This is a genomic window from Burkholderia pulmonis, from assembly GCF_984667975.1.
Genome location: NZ_OZ480186.1, coordinates 2,193,516 through 2,216,232, shown reverse-complemented (window position 1 = coordinate 2,216,232; position 22,717 = coordinate 2,193,516). Strand labels below are relative to the sequence as shown.

17 protein-coding genes are annotated in these 22,717 nt (G+C 68.3%); 8 read left to right on the top strand and 9 right to left on the bottom strand.

The window, feature by feature from the left end; genetic code table 11:
- Window positions 1–18: 18 nt before the first annotated feature.
- Complete coding sequence (locus AC5LXK_RS10230; protein ID WP_493388741.1) at window positions 19–687, bottom strand: arylesterase; 669 nt, start codon at window positions 685–687, stop codon at window positions 19–21.
- Between AC5LXK_RS10230 and AC5LXK_RS10225 the strand changes: the two genes are divergently transcribed.
- Complete coding sequence (locus AC5LXK_RS10225; RefSeq protein WP_493388740.1) at window positions 686–1,399, top strand: ABC transporter ATP-binding protein; 714 nt, start codon at window positions 686–688, stop codon at window positions 1,397–1,399. The two genes, AC5LXK_RS10230 and AC5LXK_RS10225, sit on opposite strands and share 2 nt — an antisense overlap.
- A 60-nt stretch (window positions 1,400–1,459) precedes the next feature.
- Here the strand turns inward: AC5LXK_RS10225 and pgi are convergent, their stop codons facing one another.
- The 3 genes from pgi to AC5LXK_RS10210 all read right to left on the bottom strand — a co-directional run bounded on the left by pgi (window position 1,460) and on the right by AC5LXK_RS10210 (window position 6,093).
- Window positions 1,460–3,082 (bottom strand): glucose-6-phosphate isomerase, encoded by a 1,623-nt coding sequence (gene pgi, locus AC5LXK_RS10220; protein WP_493388739.1) that lies wholly within the window; start codon window positions 3,080–3,082, stop codon window positions 1,460–1,462.
- A gap of 111 nt (window positions 3,083–3,193) precedes the next feature.
- Window positions 3,194–4,738 (bottom strand): NAD(P)H-hydrate dehydratase, encoded by a 1,545-nt coding sequence (locus tag AC5LXK_RS10215; protein ID WP_493388738.1) that lies wholly within the window; start codon window positions 4,736–4,738, stop codon window positions 3,194–3,196.
- Window positions 4,739–4,791: 53 nt separating this feature from the next.
- On the bottom strand, window positions 4,792–6,093 hold the full coding sequence (locus AC5LXK_RS10210; RefSeq protein WP_493388737.1) for an FAD-dependent oxidoreductase: 1,302 nt from the start codon (window positions 6,091–6,093) through the stop codon (window positions 4,792–4,794).
- Window positions 6,094–6,409: 316 nt separating this feature from the next.
- On the opposite strand from AC5LXK_RS10210, the gene purL reads away from it, so the two are divergent.
- Window positions 6,410–10,474 (top strand): phosphoribosylformylglycinamidine synthase, encoded by a 4,065-nt coding sequence (purL, locus tag AC5LXK_RS10205; protein ID WP_493388736.1) that lies wholly within the window; start codon window positions 6,410–6,412, stop codon window positions 10,472–10,474.
- Window positions 10,475–10,479: 5 nt separating this feature from the next.
- The gene (locus tag AC5LXK_RS10200) at window positions 10,480–11,025 is read left to right on the top strand and encodes a GNAT family N-acetyltransferase (protein ID WP_493388735.1); all 546 of its coding nucleotides are present in this window, start codon (window positions 10,480–10,482) and stop codon (window positions 11,023–11,025) included.
- A gap of 137 nt (window positions 11,026–11,162) precedes the next feature.
- Here the strand turns inward: AC5LXK_RS10200 and AC5LXK_RS10195 are convergent, their stop codons facing one another.
- The 5 genes from AC5LXK_RS10195 to AC5LXK_RS10175 all read right to left on the bottom strand — a co-directional run bounded on the left by AC5LXK_RS10195 (window position 11,163) and on the right by AC5LXK_RS10175 (window position 14,982).
- Window positions 11,163–11,945 (bottom strand): peptidylprolyl isomerase, encoded by a 783-nt coding sequence (locus AC5LXK_RS10195; RefSeq protein WP_493388734.1) that lies wholly within the window; start codon window positions 11,943–11,945, stop codon window positions 11,163–11,165.
- A gap of 18 nt (window positions 11,946–11,963) precedes the next feature.
- Window positions 11,964–12,272: a BolA family protein gene (locus AC5LXK_RS10190; protein WP_175848278.1), complete on the bottom strand. Its 309-nt coding sequence runs from the start codon at window positions 12,270–12,272 to the stop codon at window positions 11,964–11,966.
- A gap of 1 nt (window position 12,273) precedes the next feature.
- The gene (locus AC5LXK_RS10185; RefSeq protein ID WP_493388733.1) at window positions 12,274–12,804 is read right to left on the bottom strand and encodes a septation protein A; all 531 of its coding nucleotides are present in this window, start codon (window positions 12,802–12,804) and stop codon (window positions 12,274–12,276) included.
- A 133-nt stretch (window positions 12,805–12,937) separates the two neighbouring features.
- Window positions 12,938–13,369, bottom strand: coding sequence for a peptide-methionine (R)-S-oxide reductase MsrB (msrB, locus tag AC5LXK_RS10180; RefSeq protein WP_059233938.1), 432 nt, complete (start codon window positions 13,367–13,369; stop codon window positions 12,938–12,940).
- A gap of 44 nt (window positions 13,370–13,413) precedes the next feature.
- Complete coding sequence (locus AC5LXK_RS10175) at window positions 13,414–14,982, bottom strand: protein adenylyltransferase SelO (RefSeq protein WP_493388732.1); 1,569 nt, start codon at window positions 14,980–14,982, stop codon at window positions 13,414–13,416.
- Between the two features lie 178 nt (window positions 14,983–15,160).
- On the opposite strand from AC5LXK_RS10175, the gene AC5LXK_RS10170 reads away from it, so the two are divergent.
- From AC5LXK_RS10170 to AC5LXK_RS10150, 5 genes are all read left to right on the top strand, one after another.
- Window positions 15,161–16,804, top strand: coding sequence for a 3-(methylthio)propionyl-CoA ligase (locus AC5LXK_RS10170; protein WP_493388731.1), 1,644 nt, complete (start codon window positions 15,161–15,163; stop codon window positions 16,802–16,804).
- 189 nt (window positions 16,805–16,993) lie between these two features.
- Entirely contained in the window at window positions 16,994–19,078 is a 2,085-nt protein-coding gene (locus tag AC5LXK_RS10165; protein WP_493388730.1) for a 3-hydroxyacyl-CoA dehydrogenase NAD-binding domain-containing protein, read from the top strand.
- Window positions 19,079–19,122: 44 nt separating this feature from the next.
- Window positions 19,123–19,755 (top strand): bifunctional nicotinamidase/pyrazinamidase, encoded by a 633-nt coding sequence (gene pncA, locus AC5LXK_RS10160; RefSeq protein WP_493388729.1) that lies wholly within the window; start codon window positions 19,123–19,125, stop codon window positions 19,753–19,755.
- 61 nt (window positions 19,756–19,816) lie between these two features.
- Window positions 19,817–20,995 (top strand): acetyl-CoA C-acyltransferase, encoded by a 1,179-nt coding sequence (locus AC5LXK_RS10155; RefSeq protein ID WP_493388728.1) that lies wholly within the window; start codon window positions 19,817–19,819, stop codon window positions 20,993–20,995.
- Window positions 20,996–21,257: 262 nt separating this feature from the next.
- On the top strand, window positions 21,258–22,658 hold the full coding sequence (locus AC5LXK_RS10150; protein ID WP_493388727.1) for a sensor domain-containing diguanylate cyclase: 1,401 nt from the start codon (window positions 21,258–21,260) through the stop codon (window positions 22,656–22,658).
- The last annotated feature ends 59 nt before the right edge of the window (window positions 22,659–22,717 follow it).

Genomic DNA, 22,717 nt, shown 5'->3' with positions numbered 1-22,717 from the left:
TCCGGCGGGGTGGGGATGTCAGCCGCGCGGCTTGCCGAGCAACGGCTTCAGCGCCGGCCACACGTTGTCGAGCAGGATGCCCTGGGCCTGCTGCGCGGGATGCATCTGGTCGGCCTGGAACATCTCGGGCCTGTTCTCGATGCCGGCCAGCAGGAACGGCACGAGCGGCACGCCGAGATCCTTCGACAGCCGCGTGTAGACGGCATGGAACTTCTGCGTGTAGTCGGGGCCGTAATTGGGCGGCACGTACATGCCGACGAGTACGACCTTGGCCTGCGCATGCCGCGCGCCGGCGATGATGTCGCGCAGGTTCTGCTCGGTGGTCGCGAGCGGCACGCCGCGCAGCGCATCGTTCGAACCGAGCTCGACGACCACGATCGACGGCTTGAGCCGCTGCAGCACCGCGGGCAGTCGCGCACGGCCGCCGCTCGTGGTGTCGCCGCTGACGCTGGCGTTCGCGACGCTATAATCGATTCGCTCGGTCGTGAGCCGTTGCCGCAGCAATGCAACCCAGCCGGTGTCGCGCGGCAATCCGTATTCGGCCGACAGGCTGTCGCCGAGCACGACGATCACGGGCTGGCCCGGTGTCGGCGCCGTCGCGGCGCGGGCGGGCACGGTGACGGCCAGCAGGGTGCCCAGCAGCGCGGCGGTGGCCGCGCGTCTTTTCCAGCGAAATGTCGTGTCCATGTTCAAGATTACCGATCCGATCATCGAAGTCCATGACGTGTGCAAGCGGGTTGCCGATGCAACGGGCGAGCTGACGATCCTCGACGGCATCACGCTCGCCGTGCCGCCGGGCAGCAGTCTCGCGATCGTCGGCGCGTCGGGGTCGGGCAAATCGACGCTGCTCGGCCTGCTTGCGGGGTTGGACAGCGCGACGAGCGGCACGGTTCGCCTGCTCGGCCGCACGCTCGACCAGCTCGACGAGGACGAACGGGCTGCGCTGCGCAACGGCGCGGTCGGATTCGTGTTCCAGTCGTTCCAGTTGATGCCGCACCTGACGGCGCTCGAGAACGTGATGCTGCCGCTCGAGCTGCAGGGCGGCATCAGTGCGCGCGACGCGGCCGACCGTGCCCGTGCGCTGCTCGTGCAGGTCGGTCTCGGCGAACGCACCGCGCATTATCCGAAACTGCTGTCGGGCGGCGAGCAACAGCGCGTCGCACTCGCACGCGCATTCGTCACGCGCCCCGCGATCCTGTTCGCGGACGAGCCGACCGGCAGCCTCGACGCCGCGACGGGTCACGCGGTGATCGACCTGATGTTCGAACTGAACCGCACGCACGGCGCCACGCTCGTGCTCGTCACGCACGATGCCGAGCTGGCGCGCCGCTGCGAGACCACTGTGACGATCGACACCGGCCGCATCGTCGCGCCACACACGGCGTCGCGCCACGCGTAAATCTTCGTGCCGGCCACGCAGTGGGTACTGCGCGGCCGGCGCGGGCATGACGTCGCTGCGTCAGCGCTTCAGTGCCGCGCGGGCGCGCTCGATCAGCGCCGTGGTCGACGAGTCATGCTTCGCCGGATCGACCGATTCTGCCGACAGGTCGGCTTCGACCACCTTGCCGAGAATCTTGCCGAGCTCGACACCCCACTGATCGAACGGATTGATGTCCCACACCGTCGCCTGCACGAGCACCTTGTGTTCGTAAAGCGCGATCAGCGCGCCGAGCGTGCGCGGCGTCAGCGCATCGACGAGCAGCGTCGTGGTCGGGCGGTTGCCGGGGAACGTCAGGTGCGGCGCGAGCGCCTCCTTGCCCGGTCCGGCGACCTTGAGCGCTTCGTCGAGCGTGCGGCCGAGCATCAGTGCCTCGCTCTGCGCGAAGCAGTTCGCGAGCAGCTTCGGATGATGGCTCGCGAACAGGTGCTCGGGCGTCAGCACCGCGATGAAGTCGATCGGCACGATCGTCGGCCCCTGGTGCAGCATCTGGAAGAACGCATGCTGGCCGTTGGTGCCGGGCTCGCCCCACGTGACGGCCGACGTCGGGTAGTCGACGAACGTGCCGTCCAGGCGCGCGGATTTGCCGTTGCTCTCCATTTCGAGCTGTTGCAGGTACGACGGCAGGTAGTGCAGCGCTTCCGAGTACGGCGCGACCAGATAGCTCTGCGAGCCGAAGAAATTCCGGTACCAGATGCCGATCAGGCCGAGCAGCACCGGCAGGTTGCGCTCCAGCGGCGCTTCGCGGAAATGGCGGTCCATGTCGTTCGCGCCGGCCAGCAGCTCGTCGAACTGCTCGGAGCCGATCGCGATCATGATCGACAGGCCGACCGCCGACCACAGCGAATAGCGGCCGCCGACCCAGTCCCACATTTCGAACACGTTCTCCGCGGCGATGCCGAACTTCACGACTTCAGCCGGGTTCGCCGATACGCCGACGAAGTGCTTCGCGAGCGCGTCCTCCGGGCAGCCGCGCGCGACGAACCAGTCGCGCAGCGAGCGTGCGTTCGTCATCGTCTCGAGCGTCGTGAAAGTCTTCGACACGATGATCGCGAGCGTTTCCTCGGGATGGACCTGCTCGAGCACGCGCGCGAGATCGGCGCCGTCGACGTTCGACACGAAGTGGGTCGAGATGTCCGGCGTCGCGACGTGATGCAGTGCATGCACGACCATCTTCGGCCCGAGATCGGAGCCGCCGATGCCGATGTTGATCACGTGACGGATGCGTTTGCCCGTGTAGCCCGTCCACGTGCCGCTGCGCACGGCACGCGCGAACGTCGCCATCTTCGCGCGCTCGGCGCTCACCTGTGCGTGGAACGGCGCTTGCGGGTCGGTTGCGCGCAGCGCGGTGTGCAGCGCGGCACGGCCTTCGGTCGGGTTGACGATCTCGCCCGCGAACATCGCGTCGCGGCGCGCCTCGACACCGGCGTCGCGCGCGAGCTGCACCAGCAGGCGCAGCGTTTCGTCGTTGATGCGGTTTTTCGAGAGATCGGCTGCGAGGCCGCCGCCCGGAATCGTGAAGCGTTCGGCGCGGGTCGGCGCGCGATCGTTCTCCGGCGCGAACCAGTCGCGCAGGCGGGCGTGGCGGATCTGTTCGAAGTGGGATTGAAGGGCAGTCCAGGCGGGGAGCGAATTCAGCGTCATGGCGGTTCGAGTGAAGCGTGAATCGGGAGGAATGCCGCGTCGGCTCATCAGGATCGGAAGGCCGGCGGACGAGAAGGCCCGCCGTGCGGCGGGGCAGTCAGTATAGCGGCGTTACGTGCCGGCGCGCGGCGACGGATAAAAAAGGCGATTGACCAGCGTGCGGACCATCGGCGCGAGCTCGCCCGCGGTAAGCCCGGCCGGGCCGGTGCCCTGCGCGGTCAGCGTGTCGGCCGCGAGGCCGTGCAGGTAGACGCCCGCGAGCGCCGCTTCGTACGGCGCGACGCGCTGCGCGAGCCACGCGGCGATCACGCCGCCGAGCACGTCGCCGGTGCCGCCGGTGGCGAGCGCCGCGTTGCCGGTCGGGTTGATCGTCACGCGGCCGTCGGGCGCCGCAATGATCGTGCCCGAACCTTTCAGCACGACGATGCCCGTGTATCGTGCCGCGAGCGCCTGCGCGGCCGCGACGCGGTCGCGTTGCACCGCTGCCGTGTCGCTGCCGAGCAGACGTGCGGCTTCGAGCGGATGCGGCGTCAGCACGCACGGATTGCCGCGTGCGCCGCGTGCGGCGACGGCGGCTGCGAGGTCGGCATGCGTCGCGACGAGGTTCAGCGCGTCGGCATCGAGCAGCGTCGCGGCGTCGTGCGCGAGCACGTCGCGTACGAGCGTCGCCGCGGCCTCGCGCGTGCCGAGCCCGCAACCGGCCGCGATCGCGGTCATCGCGCCGAGGTCGAGGCTGTCGGCCGGATGCAGCATCAGTTCGGGAAATGGCGGATCGTACGGCGGTGCGCCGGCGCCCAGGAAGCCGACGTGCACCTTGCCGGCGCCCGCGAACAGCGCGGCGCGCGAGGCCAGGATCGGCGCGCCGCACATGCCGGTGTCGCCGCCGAGCACCGCAAGGCTGCCGTACGTGCCCTTGTGGGAGGCAAACGTGCGCACGGGCAGCGCAGCGGCGAACCGCGCGGGCGCATTCAGCACGATGGCCGGTGCGGCGGGCGGCGCGACGTCGAGCGACGCGACGTCGATCTCGCCCGCGAGATCGCGGCCGTCGCCCGTGTAGAGGCCCGGCTTCGCGCCGATGAAAGTGAGCGTATGCGTGGCCGCAACGGCAACGCCCGCGCCGACGATCCGGCCCGTATCGCTGTCGAGCCCGCTCGGCACGTCGAGCGCGAGCACACGGCCGCCGCGCTGCGCATGCGCGGCGATGCGCGCGGCCTGCTCGGCGAACGCGCCGTCGAGCGCGCGGCCGAGGCCGATGCCGAACAGCCCGTCGACGACCCACGCGTATTCGTCCAGCGAGGCGGGCGGCACGGCCGACAGCGGCACGCCGGCCGTGCGCGCGAGACCAAGCGCCCATTGCGCGTCGTCCGGCTTGACCGGCACGGGCATCCACGCGTGCGTCGCGACGCCGAGCTGCTGGAGTTGCGCGGCGGCTACCAGCGCGTCGCCGCCGTTGTTGCCGGGACCGACCGCGAACCAGACGGGGCGCGCGTCGCCGGCGACGCGCTCGGACAGCCAGCGCGCGGCGGCGGCGCCGGCGCGGCCCATCAGCGTGTGCGGCGGCAGCGCCGCGGTGGCGTCGGCTTCGGCCGCGCGCAGGTCGGCAACGCGCAGCAGGGCGATCGGATCGGAATCGGGAAGCGGGCGGGTAACGGTCATCGCGGGATCGTGGCGGCTGGCAAGAGTGCCGCCACGGGGCGAGCCCGCGACGGTCAGGTCGTGAAGCGGCCGGCGCTGAGCGCGGCGAGCGTGTCGGCGGGCCAGTGCTGGACGTCGCCGCCCAGGTAATCGGTCACCACTTTAGCAGACCCGCACGCGAGGCCCCAGCCGGTCGGGCCATGCCCGAAATTGACGAACACGCGCGGATGCGGGGTCGGACCCACGACGGGCAGACCGTCCGGCGACAGCAACTGCATGCCTTGCCACGACAACGCGGCCGAGATCCGGGCGGCGCCGGGCACCCAGTCGTGGACGGCCTGGCCGAGCAGCGCGAGGGCGGCCTCGGACAGCGGCTCGGCGAGCGGCCTGGCGGTGTCGGCGAGGCTCTGCAGCACGGCGCCGCCGCCGATGCGCAGCCGCTGGTGCGTACGCGTGATCGAGATTCGCTTGATCGAATCGACGACGTTCAGGTGCGGCGCGTGTTCTTCGTACGCGACCGGTGCGGTGAGCGTATGGACCCGCACCGGGTGCAGCGGCAGGCGCCAGCCGAGCTTCTCGAGCAGCGGCACGCTGCCGGCGCCGGCTGCGACCACGATCGCGTCGGCGGATATCACGTCGACTTCGCGTGCGTTCGTCGCGTTCCGGTTGCCCGACGGCACGAGTTCGACCGCGGCACGGCCGTTGTCGACGCGGATCGCGGCGACGTCCGCGCCGAAGCGGAACTGCACGCCGTGCTCGTCGAGCGTCTGCTTGACCAGTTTCGCGAACAGCGGGCAGTTGCCGGTGCGCTCGGTTTCGAGCAGCACGCCGCCGGCAAAGCCGGGCTCGGCCGGTACCGACGGTTCGAGCGCCGCGCATTCGTCGGCGGTGAGCGTGCGGTACGGCTGGTCGAGCGTACGCAGCAGGTCGAGCGCAGGCTGCAGCGCGTCCCAGTCGCGCGGATCGCGCACGACGTGCAGGATCCCGGGCTTCTGCTCGAATTCGAGTTCGAGGCGCGCCTCGATGTCGGCGAGCGAGTCGCGCGATGCGTCGATCAGCGGGCGCAGCCGCGCGTACTGCGCGGCGAACGCGTCGGGCTCGCGCAGCATGCCGAGCTGCTTGACGAAGCGGCGCACGCCGCCGTTGAAGCCCGGCTTGTAGACGATGCCGCTGTCGCGCGGCTGGCGCTGGCGCATGAAGGTCGGGCCGAACCAGACGTCGAGCGGGCTCGGCAGCAGCGCGCCGCCGTCGCCGTAGGTCGCGCCCTGCGCGACGGTCGCGTGGCGCTCGACCACGCACACGCGATGGCCGGCCGCGCGCAACTGGTAGGCGGTGGCGACGCCGCTGATTCCGCCGCCGATGACGATGACATCCATGGATTGCTTCGATGACGGGCGGCGCGCACGCCGCCCGGTGAGAATTCGCTGAGGGCCCCGGCCCGGTGAACCCTGAATGATAGCGCCAAAAGTGCGGGAACCGGCGTCGGGCGAGCAGGTGCGGTGCGGTTGCGACACGGTGTCCGGCGCCCGGACCCGTGCGGCCCGGCCCGGCGGGCCGCGCGTCCAGGCACCGTTGCGGTGCATGCGGACTACCGATCGGCCGGTCTTGGGCGGCCGACTTCCGGGTATAATTACGGCCTTCCTTTCGCCCCACGTCGCCACCTCGCGCGACTCATCGACGTCAGTCCAGCCCATGGCTCACTTCTCGTGTTTTCCCGGCGCTTCGGCCCTCTCCGATTTCCGTCAAACCCGTCTGCTCGACACGCTCAGGCAAATCGACGCCAACATCGTCGCGGTGCGCGGCCAGTTCCTGCACTTCGTCAATGCGACCGAGCCGCTGTCGGCCGACGACAGCGCGCGCATCGATGCGCTGATGCACTACGGCGAGCCGTTCCAGCCGGCGGGCGAGAAGGGCACGACCGAGACCTTCGTCGTGCTGCCGCGCTTCGGCACGGTTTCGCCGTGGGCGAGCAAGGCGACCGACATCGCGCAGCACTGCGGCCTCACGCAGGTGCGCCGTATCGAGCGCGGCGTCGAATTCACGGTCACGCTGAAGTCGGGCCTGCTCGGCGGCAAGAAGGCGCTGTCGGACGACGCGCGCGCGGCCGTCGCGGTCGCGCTGCATGACCGGATGACCGAAAGCGTGGTCGCGGCGCGCGACGACGCGAAGCACCTGTTCGACGAGCTGCCGGCCAAGCCGCTCGAGACCGTCGACGTGCTGGGCGTCGGCCGCGGCGCGCTCGAGCGCGCGAACGTCGAGCTGGGCCTCGCGCTCGCCGACGACGAGATCGATTACCTGGTCGACGCGTTCCGCAAGCTCGAACGCAACCCGACCGACGTCGAACTGATGATGTTCGCGCAGGCGAACAGCGAGCACTGCCGCCACAAGATCTTCAACGCACAGTGGACGATCGACGGCGAAGCGCAGGACATGTCGCTGTTCGCGATGATCCGCAACACCGAGAAGCTGAACCCGCAGGGCACGATCGTCGCGTATTCGGACAACTCGTCGATCATGGTCGGCGCGGAAGCCGAGCGCTGGTTCCCGCGCAACGCAGGCGCGGCCGGCGAGCCGGGCGAGCGCTACGGCCGCCACACCGAGCTCACGCACACGCTGATGAAGGTCGAGACGCACAACCACCCGACGGCGATCTCGCCGTTCCCGGGTGCGGCGACCGGCGCGGGCGGCGAGATCCGCGACGAAGGCGCGACGGGCCGCGGCGCGCGTCCGAAGGCCGGCCTCGCGGGCTTCACCGTGTCGAACCTCGACCTGCCGGATGCCCGCCAGTCGTGGGAAAACGCCCGTGACGCAGCGCAGCCGGTCGGCGAGCGCAACCCGAATGATGCGCACGGCCCGTACGGCCGCCCGGATCGCATCGCGTCGCCGCTGCAGATCATGATCGACGGCCCGCTCGGCGGCGCCGCGTTCAACAACGAATTCGGCCGCCCGAACCTCGGCGGCTACTTCCGCGTGTACGAGCAGAACGTCGGCGGGAAGGTGCATGGCTATCACAAGCCGATCATGATCGCGGGCGGCCTCGGCAACATCGCGGATCAGCATACGCACAAGCACGACGTGCCGGCCGGCTCCTTGCTGATCCAGATCGGCGGCCCCGGCATGCGGATCGGGATGGGCGGCGGCGCCGCGAGCTCGATGGCGACCGGCGCGAACACCGCCGAGCTCGATTTCGACTCGGTGCAGCGCGGCAACCCGGAAATCGAGCGTCGCGCGCAGGAAGTGATCAACGGCTGCTGGCAGCTCGGCGCGGAAAACCCGATCCTGAGCATCCACGACGTCGGTGCGGGCGGCCTGTCGAACGCGTTCCCGGAAATCGTCGACGGCGCGGGCAAGGGCGCGCGCTTCGAACTGCGCAAGGTCGCGCTCGAGGAATCGGGCCTGTCGCCGCGCGAAATCTGGTCGAACGAGGCGCAGGAGCGCTACGTGCTGGCGATCGCGCCGGCCGACCTGCCGCGCTTCGAGGCGATCTGCGTGCGTGAGCGCTGCCCGTTCGCGGTGGTCGGTGTCGCGACCGACGAACGCCAGCTGAAGCTCGTCGACGACGAAGCGACGGGCGCCGACGAATACCCGGTCGACATGCCGATGGAAGTGCTGCTCGGCAAGCCGCCGCGCATGCACCGCGACGTCGCGCGCGTGGCGACCGAGCGCGCGCCGGTCGACGTGACGGGCATCGCGCTGTCGGAAGTGGCGGTCGACGTGCTGAAGCACCCGACGGTCGGCAGCAAGTCGTTCCTGATCACGATCGGCGACCGATCGGTCGGCGGCACGTCGGTGCGCGACCAGATGGTCGGCCCGTGGCAGGTGCCGGTGGCCGACTGCGCGGTCACCGCGCTCGACTACGCGGGCTTCAAGGGCGAAGCGATGACGATGGCCGAGCGCACGCCGCTCGCCGTGATCGACGCGCCGGCATCGGGCCGCATGGCCGTCGGCGAAGCGATCACGAACATCGCGAGCGCGCCGATCGCGTCGCTCGACAAGCTGAAGCTGTCGGCGAACTGGATGGCCGCGTGCGGCACGGCCGGCGAAGACGCAGCACTGTTCGACACGGTCAAGGCGATCGGCATGGAGCTGTGCCCGGCACTCGGGATCGGCATTCCGGTCGGCAAGGACTCGCTGTCGATGAGGACGAAGTGGGACGAGCAGGGCGTCGCGAAGGAAGTGGTGTCGCCGGTGTCGCTGATCATCTCCGCGTTCGCGCCGGTCGAGGACGTGCGCCGTCATCTGACGCCGCAACTGCGCCGCACGGCCGATGCCGGCGACAGCGTGCTGATCGCGATCGATCTCGGCCGCGGCAAGAACCGGATGGGCGGCAGCATCTTCGCGCAAGTGACGCAGCAGGTCGGCGACACGACGCCGGACGTCGACGACGCAGAGGATCTGAAGCGTTTCTTCGACGCGATCCAGTCGCTCAATTCGCAAGACAAGCTGCTCGCGTACCACGACCGCTCGGACGGCGGCCTGTGGGCGACGGTGTGCGAAATGGCGTTCGCGGGCCACGCGGGCGTGTCGCTGAACGTCGACATGCTGACGCTCGACCCGAACCACGAATCCGACTACGGCGACGCAAAGGACTGGGCGAAGCAGACGAGCGGCCGTCGTGACGACCGCACGCTGCGCGCGCTGTTCTCCGAAGAACTCGGCGCCGTCGTGCAGGTGCGTGCGTCCGACCGCGATGCGGTGCTCGGTGCGCTGCGCGAGTTCGGCCTGTCGGCGTGTTCGCACGTGATCGGCTCGGTCAACGATCGCGACGTGATCGAGGTGTACCGCGACGCGAAGAAGATCTTCGACGCACCGCGCACCGAACTCCATCGTGCATGGAGCGACGTGAGCTGGCGCATCGCGCGCCTGCGCGACAACCCCGCGTGTGCGGATGCCGAATACGACGCGCTGCTCGACGCGGCCGATCCGGGCATCTCGCCGGTGCTGAGCTTTGATCCGGCCGACGACATCGCCGCGCCGTTCATCGCGACGGGCGCACGGCCGCGCGTCGCGATCCTGCGCGAACAGGGCGTGAACTCGCACCTGGAAACGGCGTATGCGTTCGACCGCGCAGGCTTCGATGCGCACGACGTGCACATGAGCGACCTGCTCGCGGGCCGTGCAACGCTCGCCGATTTCGCAGGCGCGGTCGCATGCGGCGGCTTCTCGTACGGTGACGTGCTGGGTGCGGGCGAAGGCTGGGCGAAGACGATCCGTTTCAACGCGAACCTCGCCGACATGTTCTCGGCGTTCTTCGCGCGTCCGGACACGTTCGCACTCGGCATCTGCAACGGCTGCCAGATGCTGTCGAGCATCGCGTCGATGATCCCGGGCGCGGAAGCGTGGCCGAAGTTCACGCGCAACAAGTCCGAGCAGTTCGAGGCGCGCTTCTCGTTCGTCGAAGTGGAGAAGTCGCCGTCGATCTTCTTCGCGGGGATGGAAGGTTCGCGGATTCCGGTCGCGGTTGCGCACGGCGAAGGCTATGCGGATTTCTCGCAGCAGGGCGACATCGATCGCGTCGCGATCGCGATGCGTTTCGTCGACCACCGCGGTGAAGCGACCGAGCGCTATCCGTTCAACCCGAACGGCTCGCCGTCCGGCATCACGTCGGTCACGACGGCCGACGGCCGCTTCTCGGTGCTGATGCCGCACATGGAGCGCGTGCACCGTACGGTCGCGATGAGCTGGCACCCGGAAAGCTGGGGTGAAGCGAGCCCGTGGATGCGCGTGTTCCGCAACGCGCGCCGCTGGATCGGCTGAGCCGGATGATGTTCGATCCACACGCGCCGGTCGAGGTCGTCACGCTGCGCGACGCACGCGCGAGCGAGGCCGACGCGATCGGCCGCGTGATCCGTGCGGCGTTCGCGGGCGAGCCGCAGGGCGGGCAGTTCGAGCAGCGTATCGTCGAGACGCTGCGCACGGACGGCGCGCTGAGCGTGTCGCTCGTCGCGGAGCGCGACGGGCGCATCATCGGCCACGTTGCGTTTTCGCCGGTCGCGATCGGCGGCGAACCGGCCGGCCCCCAGCAATGGTACGGGCTCGCGCCGCTCGCGGTGCTGCCCGATTGCCAGCGGCAAAGCATCGGTGCCGGGCTCGTGCGCACGGGGCTCGACGCGTTGCGCCGGCTCGGTGCGCGCGGCTGCGTCGTGCTCGGCGAGCCGGCGTATTACGCGCGTTTCGGGTTCGAACCGTCCGGCGACATCGTGTTTCCGGGCGTGCCGCCAGAGTATTTCCTCGCGTTGTCGTTCGATGAATCGGCACCGCTGCCGTCGGGTGACGTGCGTTATCACGACGTGTTCTATCCCGCGTAACGCAGGCGACGTCCGGTACGGAAAAGGCCGCTCTTCCGAGCGGCTTTTTTATTGCGCATTCATTGACGCTCCGTGCGCCCAAAGAAAAAGCCGCTCCGAAGAGCGGCTTTTCGTTGCGTGGGCGACAGGCGCGAGCGTTACTGGATCTTCGCCTGCTGGCGCAGCCCTTCCTCGAACGCCTGCAGCTTCTGCTGCACGAGCTGTTGCGCGATCTGCGCCTTCACCTGGTCGAACGGCGGCGGCGCGATGTCGCGGATGTCGTCGACGCGGATGATGTGCCAGCCGAACTGCGTATGCACCGGCGTGTCGGTCATCTGGCCTTTCTGCAGCTTCTGCGCGGCCGCCGCGAATTCCGGCACGTACGCCTTCGGGTCGGACCAGTCGAGATCGCCGCCGTTCTTGCCCGAACCCGGATCCTTCGAGTACTGCTTCGCGAGATCCTCGAACTTCGCGCCGGCCTTGATCTTCGCGATCAGGTCCTTCGCCTGCTGCTCGCTGTCGACGAGGATGTGGTGCAGGTGGTATTCGCGGTTGCCGCCGGCGCCCTTGACGAGATCGTCGTAGCGCGCCTTCACTTCGGCGTCGGTCGGCTGGTTCTTCTTCAGGAAGCTCTCGATCATCGAGCGCAGCACGACGGTCTGCTGCGCGACGGCGACCTGCGCCTTCACGTCCGGACGGTTCGGGATGCCTTCGCGGATCGCTTCCTGCATCAGGATTTCGCGGTTCACGAGTTCCTGGCGCACGGCCTGCTGCAGCTGCGGGCCGTCGGTCTGGCCTTGCTGGACGAGCTGCGCGACCATCGCATCGGCGCGCGATTTCGGAATCGGCGTGCCGTTGACGACGGCGATGTTCTGGGCAAATGCCGGTGCCGCTGCGAAAGCAGCCGCCGCGACCCACAGGCGGGGGGATTTCAGGATCATCGGGAATTCCTAATGAGACTAGATTGAAGATTCGTTGAATTCTTCGGGCGTGTAAGCCACGATCGCGAGCGCGTGAATGCCGCGCTGCATCGCATCAGCGAGCGCATCATACACCAGCCGGTGCCGCGCGACGCGCGGCTTGCCGGCGAACGCGGCGGACACGATCGTGACCGTGAAATGGCCGCCGGCGGCCGCGCCGGCGTGGCCCGCGTGCTGCGCGCTGTCGTCGCGCACGGTGAGCGACAGCGGCGCCAGCGACGCCGTGAGTCGCGCTTCGATCAGCGCGACGCGTTCGCCGGTCGTGGCGTTGAGAAAGGCGTCCGTCATGTCACTCGTCCTTCAGGTATTTCGTGAGCCACAGGCTCTGCAGGATGATGAATACGACCATCGCGCCCGTCGTCCCGAACAGCTTGAAGTTCACCCATTGCGATTCGGTGAAGTTGTGCACCACGTACAGGTTCGCGACGCCGAGCACCGCGAAGAACAGCGCCCATGCCAAGTTCAGCTTGTCCCACACGGGGGATGGCAGCGTGAGCTGCTTGCCCATCATCTTCTCGATCAGGTTCTTGCTGAACGCATAACGCGCGGCGAGCAACCCGATCGCAAACAACCAGTACAGCACAGTCGGTTTCCATTGAATGAATTTCTCGTCATGCAGGACGAGGGTGGCGCCACCGAACACGACGATCACGCCGAGGCTGACCCACAGCATCGTGTCGACCTTCCGGTGCCGGAAGGCGACCCAGGCGACCTGGGCCAGCGTCGCGATGATCGCGACGGCGGTGGCGGTGAAGATGCCCCAGACCTTGAAGGCGACAAAAAACAGGATGATCGGAAACAGATCGAACAGGAATTTCATGGCGCTCGCAGCTGCGTGAAAGGCCGCTGGCGCGGCCTTTCACCGTTGTAGGGACCCGCCAGGCATCGCCGTCGCGGATCGTCGGGGCGGCCTGGCCCGAGGCTGGCCGCCCGGCAGATCCGCCCGGCGCCGCTCATTCGTTTTCGGGTCGGGACTCGAAGTTTAACGCAGCCGAATTGATGCAGTACCGCAAACCGGTCTGGTCGCGCGGGCCGTCCTCGAACACGTGGCCCAGATGCGCGCCGCAATGGTTGCAGCGCACCTCGACGCGCACCATCCCGTGCGAGTAGTCGACCTTCTCGTCGATCACTTCGCCGTTGAGCGGCTTGAAGTAGCTGGGCCAGCCGCAGCCCGAGTGGAATTTGGAACCGGATTCGAACAGCGGCGTGCTGCAGACGACGCATTTGTAGATGCCGGCATCTTCCGTATCGGTGTATTCGCCGGTGAAGGCGCGTTCGGTCGCCGCGTGCTGCGTGACCTCGTACTGCATCGGCGTGAGCCGGCGGCGCAGGTCGGCGTCGTCCTTCTGGTACGGGAAGGTCTTGTCGTCGGAATCGTGGGACATGTGGGGTTCTCCTGATCGGTCGGTCGATACGCGCGGGTCGGGGCTCAGGACGAGCAGCTCACTTCGAGCGACCCGGCCCAGTCGGGCGGCAACGCCGCGTACGCTTCATGCTCGGGTTGTTCGTCGAACGGCCGGCGCAGGATCTGCGCGAGCCGCTCGATTTCCGAAAAATCCTTCTCTTTCGCGCGCCGGATCGCGACTTCGGCCAGATGGTTGCGAAGCACGTATTTCGGGTTCACGCGGTTCATCGCGACCGCGCGGGCCGCGTCGTCGCGCGTTTCCTCGGACAGCCGCGCGCGGTAGAGGTTCGCCCACGCGTCGAATGCGTCGCGGTCGATGAACAGGTCGCGCACGGGCGCGTCGCGGCTCGCGTCGTGCTTCGAGACTTGCGCGAGCCGGCGGAACGTCAGCGTGAAATCCGCGTGGCTCGCGTGCATCGTCTCGAGCAGCTTGTTGGCGAGTTCGGCGTCGTTCTCGCGTTCGAGCTCGAGGCCGAGCTTCGCGCGCATCGCGCGTTCGAGCGCGGGGCCGAAACGCTCCGGGAATGTCGCGAGCACGGCCTGCGCGTCGTCCACCGCGCGCTCGGCGCGCGCATCGTCGTCGGCGATCCCGTGCTGCAGCCCGATCAGCGGCAGCAGCGCCTGCGCGAGGCAGTAGCAGTTCCAGTGCGCGATGCGCGGCTGCATCCGGTACGCATAGCGGCCGCTGTTGTCCGAGTGGTTGCAGATGTGATTCGCGTCGAACGCGTCGACGAAGCCGAACGGGCCGTAGTCGATCGTCACGCCGAGGATCGACATGTTGTCGGTGTTCATCACGCCGTGGCAGAAGCCGACCGCCTGCCACTGCGCGACGAGGTCGGCCGTGCGCAGCGTCGCGGCCTCGAGCAGCGCGAGGTACGGATCGTCCGCATCGCGGCAATCCGGATAGAAGCGGTCGATCACGTGATCGGCGAGCTGGCGCAGCAGGTCGGGGCGATCGTTCGAGAAGAAATGCTCGAAGTGGCCGAAGCGCACGAAGCTCTCAGACACGCGCGTGACGACGGCCGACGTCTCGATCTCCTCGCGTACCACCGGCTGGTCGGAACCGATCACCGTCAGTGCGCGGGTGGTCGGGATGCCGAGGTGATGCATCGCTTCCGAGCACAGGAATTCGCGGATCGACGAGCGCAGCACCGCGCGGCCGTCGCCCATTCGCGAGTACGGCGTGCGGCCGCCGCCTTTCAGCTGCAGCTCGTAGCGGCGGCCATCGGTGCCGGTGCGTTCGCCGATCGTCAGCGCGCGGCCGTCGCCGAGCTGGCCGGCCCATACGCCGAACTGGTGGCCGGAATAGACCGACGCATACGGCATCGCGTTCGCGGGCCAGTCGCGTGTCGGGTTGCCGGCGAACAGCTCGGCGAAGCCGGGCTGCGCGGCGAGCGACGGCCGCAGGTCGAGCAACTGCGCGACTTCGTCGGAAAACCCGACGACGTACGGCGCGGCAAGCGGCGCGGCCGGCAGCCGCGTATGAAACGCGTCGCCGAGCGTGACGAACGCGCCAGCAGCAGGCGCGCCGAGCGTGGCGGCGAGGTCGGGGAGGGTGTCAGCCGCATCGGCTGCGCTTCGGGAAAACGACATGTTGAGCGCCTCTGGGTAAGCCGATATTGTAAGGCGGCGCTGCGCCGCCCGCATGGCGGCCCGCGCATCGCGCGCCACGCCCGTCCGGGGCCGCCGACGGCGCGCACCAGGGGCCGCCTCCAAAGGGACGCCGCCCCCAGGCTGGTCACCGATTCGCATCCTCACGGAGAACAAGACGATGGGTAAGCCGTTGCTGGGCCAGATGATGGACATGCCGCTGCTGGTGTCCTCGCTGATTTCGCATGCCGCGCGGCACGCCGGCGACACGGAGATCGTGTCGAGGCGCGTGGAAGGCGATCTGCATCGCTATACGTACCGTGATTGCGAGCGACGCGCGAGGCAGCTGGCGCAGGCGCTTGCGCGGCTCGGCGTCGACACCGGCGACCGCGTCGGCACGCTGGCGTGGAACGGTTACCGGCACCTGGAAGCGTATTACGGGATCGGCGGCATGGGCGCCGTCTGCCACACGATCAACCCGCGCCTGTTCCCCGAGCAGATCGCCTACATCGTCAATCACGCGGAAGACCGCTACGTCCTCTTCGACATCAATTTCGCGCCGCTCGTCGATGCGATCGCGCCGCAGTGCCCGCACGTGAAAGGCTGGATCGCGATGACGGACGCCGCGCACCTGCCGTCCGGCGCCACGCCGTTCCTCTGCTACGAGACGCTCGTCGAAGCCGAGGACGGCCGCTACGACTGGCCGCGGCTCGACGAGCAGCAGGCGTCGGGGCTCTGCTACACGTCGGGCACGACCGGCAACCCGAAGGGCGTGCTGTATTCGCATCGCTCGACCGTGCTGCACGCATACGGCGCCGCGCTGCCCGATGCAATGAACCTGTCGGGGATGGACGCGGTGCTGCCGGTCGTGCCGATGTTCCACGTCAATGCGTGGGGGCTGCCGTACGCGGTGCCGCTGACGGGCGGCAAGCTCGTGCTGCCCGGCAAGGATCTCGACGGGAAATCGCTGTACGAGCTGATGGAGGCCGAGCGCGTGACGTTCTCCGCGGGCGTGCCGACCGTGTGGCTCGGCCTGTTGAACTACATGCGCGGAGCCGGCGTGCGCTTCTCGACGCTGAACCGTACGGTGATCGGCGGTTCCGCGTGTCCGCCCGCGATGCTGCGCACGTTCGAGGACGAATACGGCGTGCGCGTGATCCATGCGTGGGGGATGACCGAGCTGTCGCCGCTCGGCACGCTCGCGAAGCTCAACTGGGCGCAGTCGCAGCGGCCGCTCGACGCGCAGCGCCGGCTGCTCGAGAAACAGGGCCGCGTGATCTGCGGCGTCGACATGCGCATCGTCGGCGAGGACGGCCACGAGCTGCCGTGGGACGGCGTCGCGTTCGGCGAGCTGCAAGTGCGCGGGCCGTGGGTGATCGACCACTACTTTCGCGGCGATGCGTCGCCGCTGTCGGACGGCTGGTTCCCGACCGGCGACGTCGCGACGATCGACCCCGACGGCTTCCTGCAGATCACCGACCGCAGCAAGGATGTGATCAAGTCGGGCGGCGAGTGGATCAGCTCGATCGACATCGAGAACGTCGCGATCGCGCATCCGGGTGTCGCCGAAGCCGCGTGCATCGCCTGTGCGCACCCGAAATGGACCGAGCGGCCGCTGCTCGTCGTCGTGCCGCGCGAAGGCGCGAACCTGAGCCGCGACACGCTGCTCGCGTTCTATGACGGCAAGGTCGCGAAATGGTGGATTCCCGACGACGTGGTGTTCGTCGAATCGCTGCCGCACACCGCGACCGGCAAGCTGCAGAAGCTGAAGCTGCGCGAGACGTTCCGCGACTACGTGCTGCCGACGGCGGTGTGCGAGCCGTAAGTCTGGCGCCCGGGCCGGCGACGGCCCGCGAACCGGTCGCCTGATCCGTCCCCGGATCGGGAACAAAATTCAAATTGAACGACCGTGCTTTTTCGTTGTATGCTGCCTCAGTTCATCCGGACATGCGGCTGTTCGACCGCGCACAATGAAGCGCAGCCAACCCGGCGCGCGATGCATGGAGGCAGGCAGATGGCAGTGGATTACTCGACTCGCGACGGCGTGGCCGTCATCACGCTCAACAATCCGCCCGTCAACGGGCTCGGCCTGTCGACGCGCCAGGGCGTCATGGACGCACTCGATCGCGCCGCGCAGGATCCGTCGGTCGCGGCCATCGTGCTGACCGGCGCGGGCCGCGCGTTCTCGGGCGGCGCGGACATCACCGAATTCAACACGCCGAAGGCGCTGCAGGAGCCGACGCTGCACACCGTGATCCGTGCGGTGGAGACGAGCGCGAAGCCCGTCGTCGCGGCGCTGCACAGCGTCGTGATGGGCGGCGGCCTCGAGCTCGCGCTCGGCGCGCATTACCGCATCGCCGCGCCCGGCGCGCAGGTCGCGCTGCCGGAAGTGAAGCTCGGCCTGTTGCCGGGCGCGGGCGGCACGCAGCGCCTGCCGCGCGCGGTGGGGCTCGAAACCGCGCTGAACATGATCGTATCGGGCGCGCCGGTGCCGTCGGAGCAGCTCGCGAAGAGCGGGCTGTTCGACGAGATGGCCGACGGCGACCTGCTCGACGCGGCCGTCGCGTTCGCGCAGAAGGTCGGCGCGCAGAAGGGGCCGCATCCGCGCGTGCGCGATCGCAAGATCGTCCATGAGAACGCGGCAGGCTTCATCCAGTTCGCGCGCAATTCCGCGCAGGCCGCCGCACCGAATTTCCCCGCGCCGCACAAGTGCATCGACGCGATCGAGGCCGGTGTGCTGAACGGGTTCGACAAGGGCAGCATCGCCGAGCGCGAAGGGTTCGTCGCGCTGATGATGACGCCGGAAAGCCGCGCGCTGCGCCATGCGTTCTTCGGCGAGCGTGCGGCGAGCAAGATTCCCGACGTGCCGTCCGATACGCCGCTGCGCGAGATCCGCCGCGTCGGCGTGATCGGCGCGGGCACGATGGGCGGCGGGATCGCGATGAACTTCATCAACGCGGGCCTGCCCGTCACGCTGCTCGAGACGAAGCAGGACGCGCTCGAGCGCGGCATCGCGACGATCCGCAAGAACTACGACGCGCAGGTGAAGAAGGGCAAGCTCACGCAGGAGAAGCTCGACGCGCGCATGGCGCTGATCGCGCCGACGCTGTCCTACGACGACCTGAAGGATGCCGACCTGATCGTCGAAGCCGTGTTCGAGGAACTCGGCGTGAAGGAGCAGGTGTTCAGGAAGCTCGACGAAGTCGCGAAGCCGGGTGCGATCCTCGCGTCCAACACGTCGACGCTCGACGTCGACAAGATCGCGGCGTTCACGAAGCGCCCGCAGGATGTCGTCGGCATGCATTTCTTCAGCCCGGCGAACGTGATGAAGCTGCTCGAGGTCGTGCGCGGCGCGCAGACCGCGAAGGACGTGCTCGCGACCGTGATGGCCGTCGCGAAGAAGATCCGCAAGACGGCGGTCGTGTCGGGTGTGTGCGACGGCTTCATCGGCAACCGGATGATCGAGCAGTACATCCGCCAGGCGCTCTTCATGCTCGAGGAAGGCGCGCTGCCTTCGCAGGTCGATCGTGCGATCGAGAAGTTCGGTTTCGCGATGGGGCCGTTCCGGATGAGCGACCTCGCCGGCAACGACATCGGCTGGGCGATCCGCAAGCGCCGCTACGTCGAGAAGCCCGATCTGCAGTATTCGAAGATCGCCGACCGCCTGTGCGAACAGGGCCGCTTCGGCCAGAAGACGGGCGCCGGCTGGTACGACTACGTGCCGGGCGATCGCAAGGCGAAGCCGTCGTCGCTCGTCGACGAGCTGGTCGTCGCGTATTCGAAGGAGCGCGGCGTCGAGCGGCGCAAGATCGGCGATGACGAAATCGTCGAGCGGCTGGTGCTCGCGCTCGTCAACGAAGGCGCGAAGATCCTCGAGGAGAAGATCGCGTCGAAGGCGTCCGACATCGATATGGTCTACCTGACCGGCTATGGCTTCCCGCTGTGGCGCGGCGGCCCGATGCTGTACGCGGACGTGGTTGGCCTCTATAACGTCGAGCGTGCGATTCGCCGCTATGCGGCGGCACCGAACGGCGACGCATGGCAGCTCGCGCCGTCGATCGCGGAACTGGCGAAGGCCGGCCGCGGGTTCAACGGCTGACGCCGCTGTATCGCGGCGCGGCCGATCCTGTCTGGAGACACGCAATGAAACGCACCGACGACGTTCTGCTCGTGATCGACGTGCAATACGACTTCATGCCGGGCGGCGCGCTCGCGGTGCCGGACGGTGACGCGGTCGTGCCGGTGATCAACGCGCTGGCGCAACGCTTCGACCAGGTCGTGCTGACGCAGGACTGGCACCCGCGCGAGCACGTGTCGTTCGCGGCGAACCATCCGGGCCGCGAGCCGTTCTCGACGCTCGCGCTGCCGTACGGCGAGCAGGTGCTGTGGCCCGTGCATTGCGTGCAGGACACCGACGGCGCGGCGCTGCATCGCGATCTCGACATCCCGCACGCGCGGCTCGTGATCCGCAAGGGCGGCGATGCGCAGGTCGACAGCTATTCCGCGTTCGTCGAAGCCGACCGCACGACGCGCACGGGGCTTGCCGGCACCCTGCGTGAGCTCGGCGCGAAGCGTGTGTGGTGCTGCGGGCTCGCGACCGACTATTGCGTTGCGTGGTCGGCGCTCGATGCGCGCGCGGCCGGTTTCGAAGCCGCGGTGATCAACGATGCGTGCCGTGCGATCGACCTGAACGGGTCGCTCGCGCACGCATGGCAGCAGATGCAGGCAGCGGGCGTCGCGCATGTGACGTCCGCGGGCGCGCGCCCGGCGGCGTAGCGCATTCCCTATCCGATTCAGGGTCTGTTTACCTATTGAAGCAGGACCGAAGGAGACTCGCATGACCGAAGCCGTAATCGTATCGACCGCACGCACGCCGCTGGCGAAATCCTGGCGCGGTGCATTCAACATGACGCACGGCGCGACGCTCGGCGGCCACGCGGTCGCCGCCGCGCTCGAACGCGCGAAGCTCGACCCCGCACGCGTCGAGGACGTGATCATGGGCTGCGCGAATCCCGAAGGCGCGACCGGCGCGAACATCGCGCGGCAGATCGCGCTGCGCGCGGGGCTGCCCGTGACCGTGCCGGGGATGACGGTGAACCGTTTCTGCTCGTCGGGGCTGCAGACCATCGCGCTGGCCGCACAGCGGATCATTGCGGGTGAGGGCGACGTGTATGTGGCCGGCGGTGTCGAATCGATCTCGTGCGTGCAGAACGAGATGAACCGGCACATGATCCAGGAAGGCTGGCTCGTCCAGCACAAGCCCGAGATCTACTGGAACATGCTGCAGACGGCCGAGAACGTCGCGAAGCGCTACGGAATCCCGAAGGAGCGGCAGGACGAGTATGGCGTGCAGTCGCAGCTGCGTGCCGCGGCCGCGCAGGAAGCCGGGCGTTTCCGTGACGAGATCGCGCCGATCACCGTGCTCGCGGGCATCGCCGACAAGGCGACGGGCCGCCTGTTCACGAAGGAAGTGACGGTGTCGGCCGACGAGGGCATTCGCCCCGACACGACGCTCGAAGGCGTGTCGAAGATCCGTTCGGCCGTGCCGGGCGGCGTGATCACGGCCGGCAACGCGAGCCAGTTCTCGGACGGTGCGTCGGCGTGCGTCGTGATGAGCGCCGATGCCGCGCAGCGCGAAGGGCTGAAGCCGCTGGGCGTGTTCCGCGGCTTCGCGGTGGCCGGTTGCGAACCGGACGAGATGGGCATCGGCCCCGTGTTTGCCGTGCCCAAGCTGTTGAAGCAGGCCGGGTTGAAGGTCGACGACATCGGCCTGTGGGAGCTGAACGAAGCGTTCGCGGTGCAGGTGCTGTACTGCCGCGACACGCTCGGGATTCCTGAGGACCGGTTGAACGTGAACGGCGGCGCGATCGCGGTCGGCCATCCGTACGGCGTGTCGGGCGCGCGCCTGACGGGTCACGCGCTGATCGAAGGCAAGCGGCGCGGCGTGAAGTACGTGGTCGTCACGATGTGCATCGGCGGCGGGCAGGGTGCGGCCGGCCTGTTCGAAATCCTCTGATCTTTGACTGCGTCGCGGCCGCGGGTTCGCTTCGGCGACGTTCGCGGCCGCGATGCGAATCGGCACGTCTGTGCCGCGATTCGCAACGATCGGGAAGCAAAAGGCATGCGCCCCGCAATGCCGTTTCCCCTTACTTGTCAAACGAATTGCCCCACCTATACTTGCTCTGACATTTGCCTTTCGGCACGATGGGCAGGATCGTGCGTCGCGCGATCCGTGCCGCGAAGGCTCGAACCCATGCAGCAGACCGATCGGGGACCGAATGAGTACGACCTATGCAGCCGGGGAGCCGCCGCGCGTCGTCAGCGCGGCCGCGAGGCTCTACGCGAAATGCCTGCTGATCGGATTCGCGTTGCTGCCCGCGTATCTGATTGCCTACCTGTGGTTCTTCAGCGACCCGGGCGTCGTGTTCGAGAGCCACGTATTCCATGAAATCGCGATTGCGGCGGCCACCCTCGAGGGCGCGTTCGTCACCTACGTGACGTGGGTATGCTACCGGTCGTCCGGCGAGCCGCTGCTGCGCTGGCTGACGCTCGGCTTTCTCGGCTTCGCGATGATCTATGCGCTGCACGGTGCGTTCACCGGGATGGCGCACCACAACATCTGGCTGTTCCTGCTGTACGGGCCCGCGTCGCGGCTCGTGATGTCGATTCTGTTGCTCACGGGCCTGCTGTCGTACTCGCGCCCGCCCGACCGGATCGAGAAGCGCACGAGCACGCGGACATGGCTGCCGTGGATCGTGTTCTTCGTGATCGTCAACGTGGCCGTTGCGTACATCGCGTATTCGCCGGTCGCGGGCGCGCTGGGCACGCGGCTGTCGATGGAAGGCGGCGCGCTGGTGTTCTCGCTGCTGAACGTGTGCCTGCTGCTCGCGCGGCGGATCCGTTCGCCGCTGATGGTGATCTATGGCGTGTCGATCATGGCGTTCGCGCTGTCGTCGCTCGCGTTCATTCTCGGCAAGCCGTGGAATCACATGTGGTGGCTCGCGCACGCGATTTTCGCGGGCGGATTCTTCCTGCTCAGCTACGGTGTCGTGCAGGCACTGCAGACGACGCGCTCGTTCTCGGCGATCTACAGCCAGGAAGACCTGATGAGCCGGCTGTCGGAATCGATGGCGCGTACCGAGAGCGCGCTGCAGGAACTGCGGCGCACGAACCAGAAGCTCGAGTACATGGCGGCGACCGATCCGATGACGGGCGCGTCGAACCGCCGGCAGTTCATCGCGCAGGTCGAGCGCGAGATGGTACGGGCCGAGCGCGACGGCACGCCGTTCTGCCTGCTCACGCTCGATCTCGACAATTTCAAGAACATCAACGATGCATACGGGCACCAGATCGGCGACGAGGTGCTGCGCGGCGTCGTGCGCCAGTGCCTCGAGGCGATCCGGCCGGCGGGCAGCCTCGCGCGGGTCGGCGGCGAGGAGTTCATGGCGCTGCTGCCGGAGATGCCGCTCGAAGGCGCGCGGATGACGGCCGAGCGCGTGCGTTCGTCGATCGCGAGTTCGCCGTTCGGGCTGGACTTCAAGCGCGTGCAGGTGACGGTCAGCGTCGGCGTCGCGCAATACGGTGTCGATGGCAGCACGGTCGATACGTTGCTGCGGGTGGTCGACGAGCGGCTGTACCAGGCGAAGCGGGAAGGGCGCAACCGCGTGGTGTCGCGGTAATCCGATTTCCTCGGAAGCCCCGGGGGCACCCCCGGGGTTTTTGCATGGCGGCCAGTCTG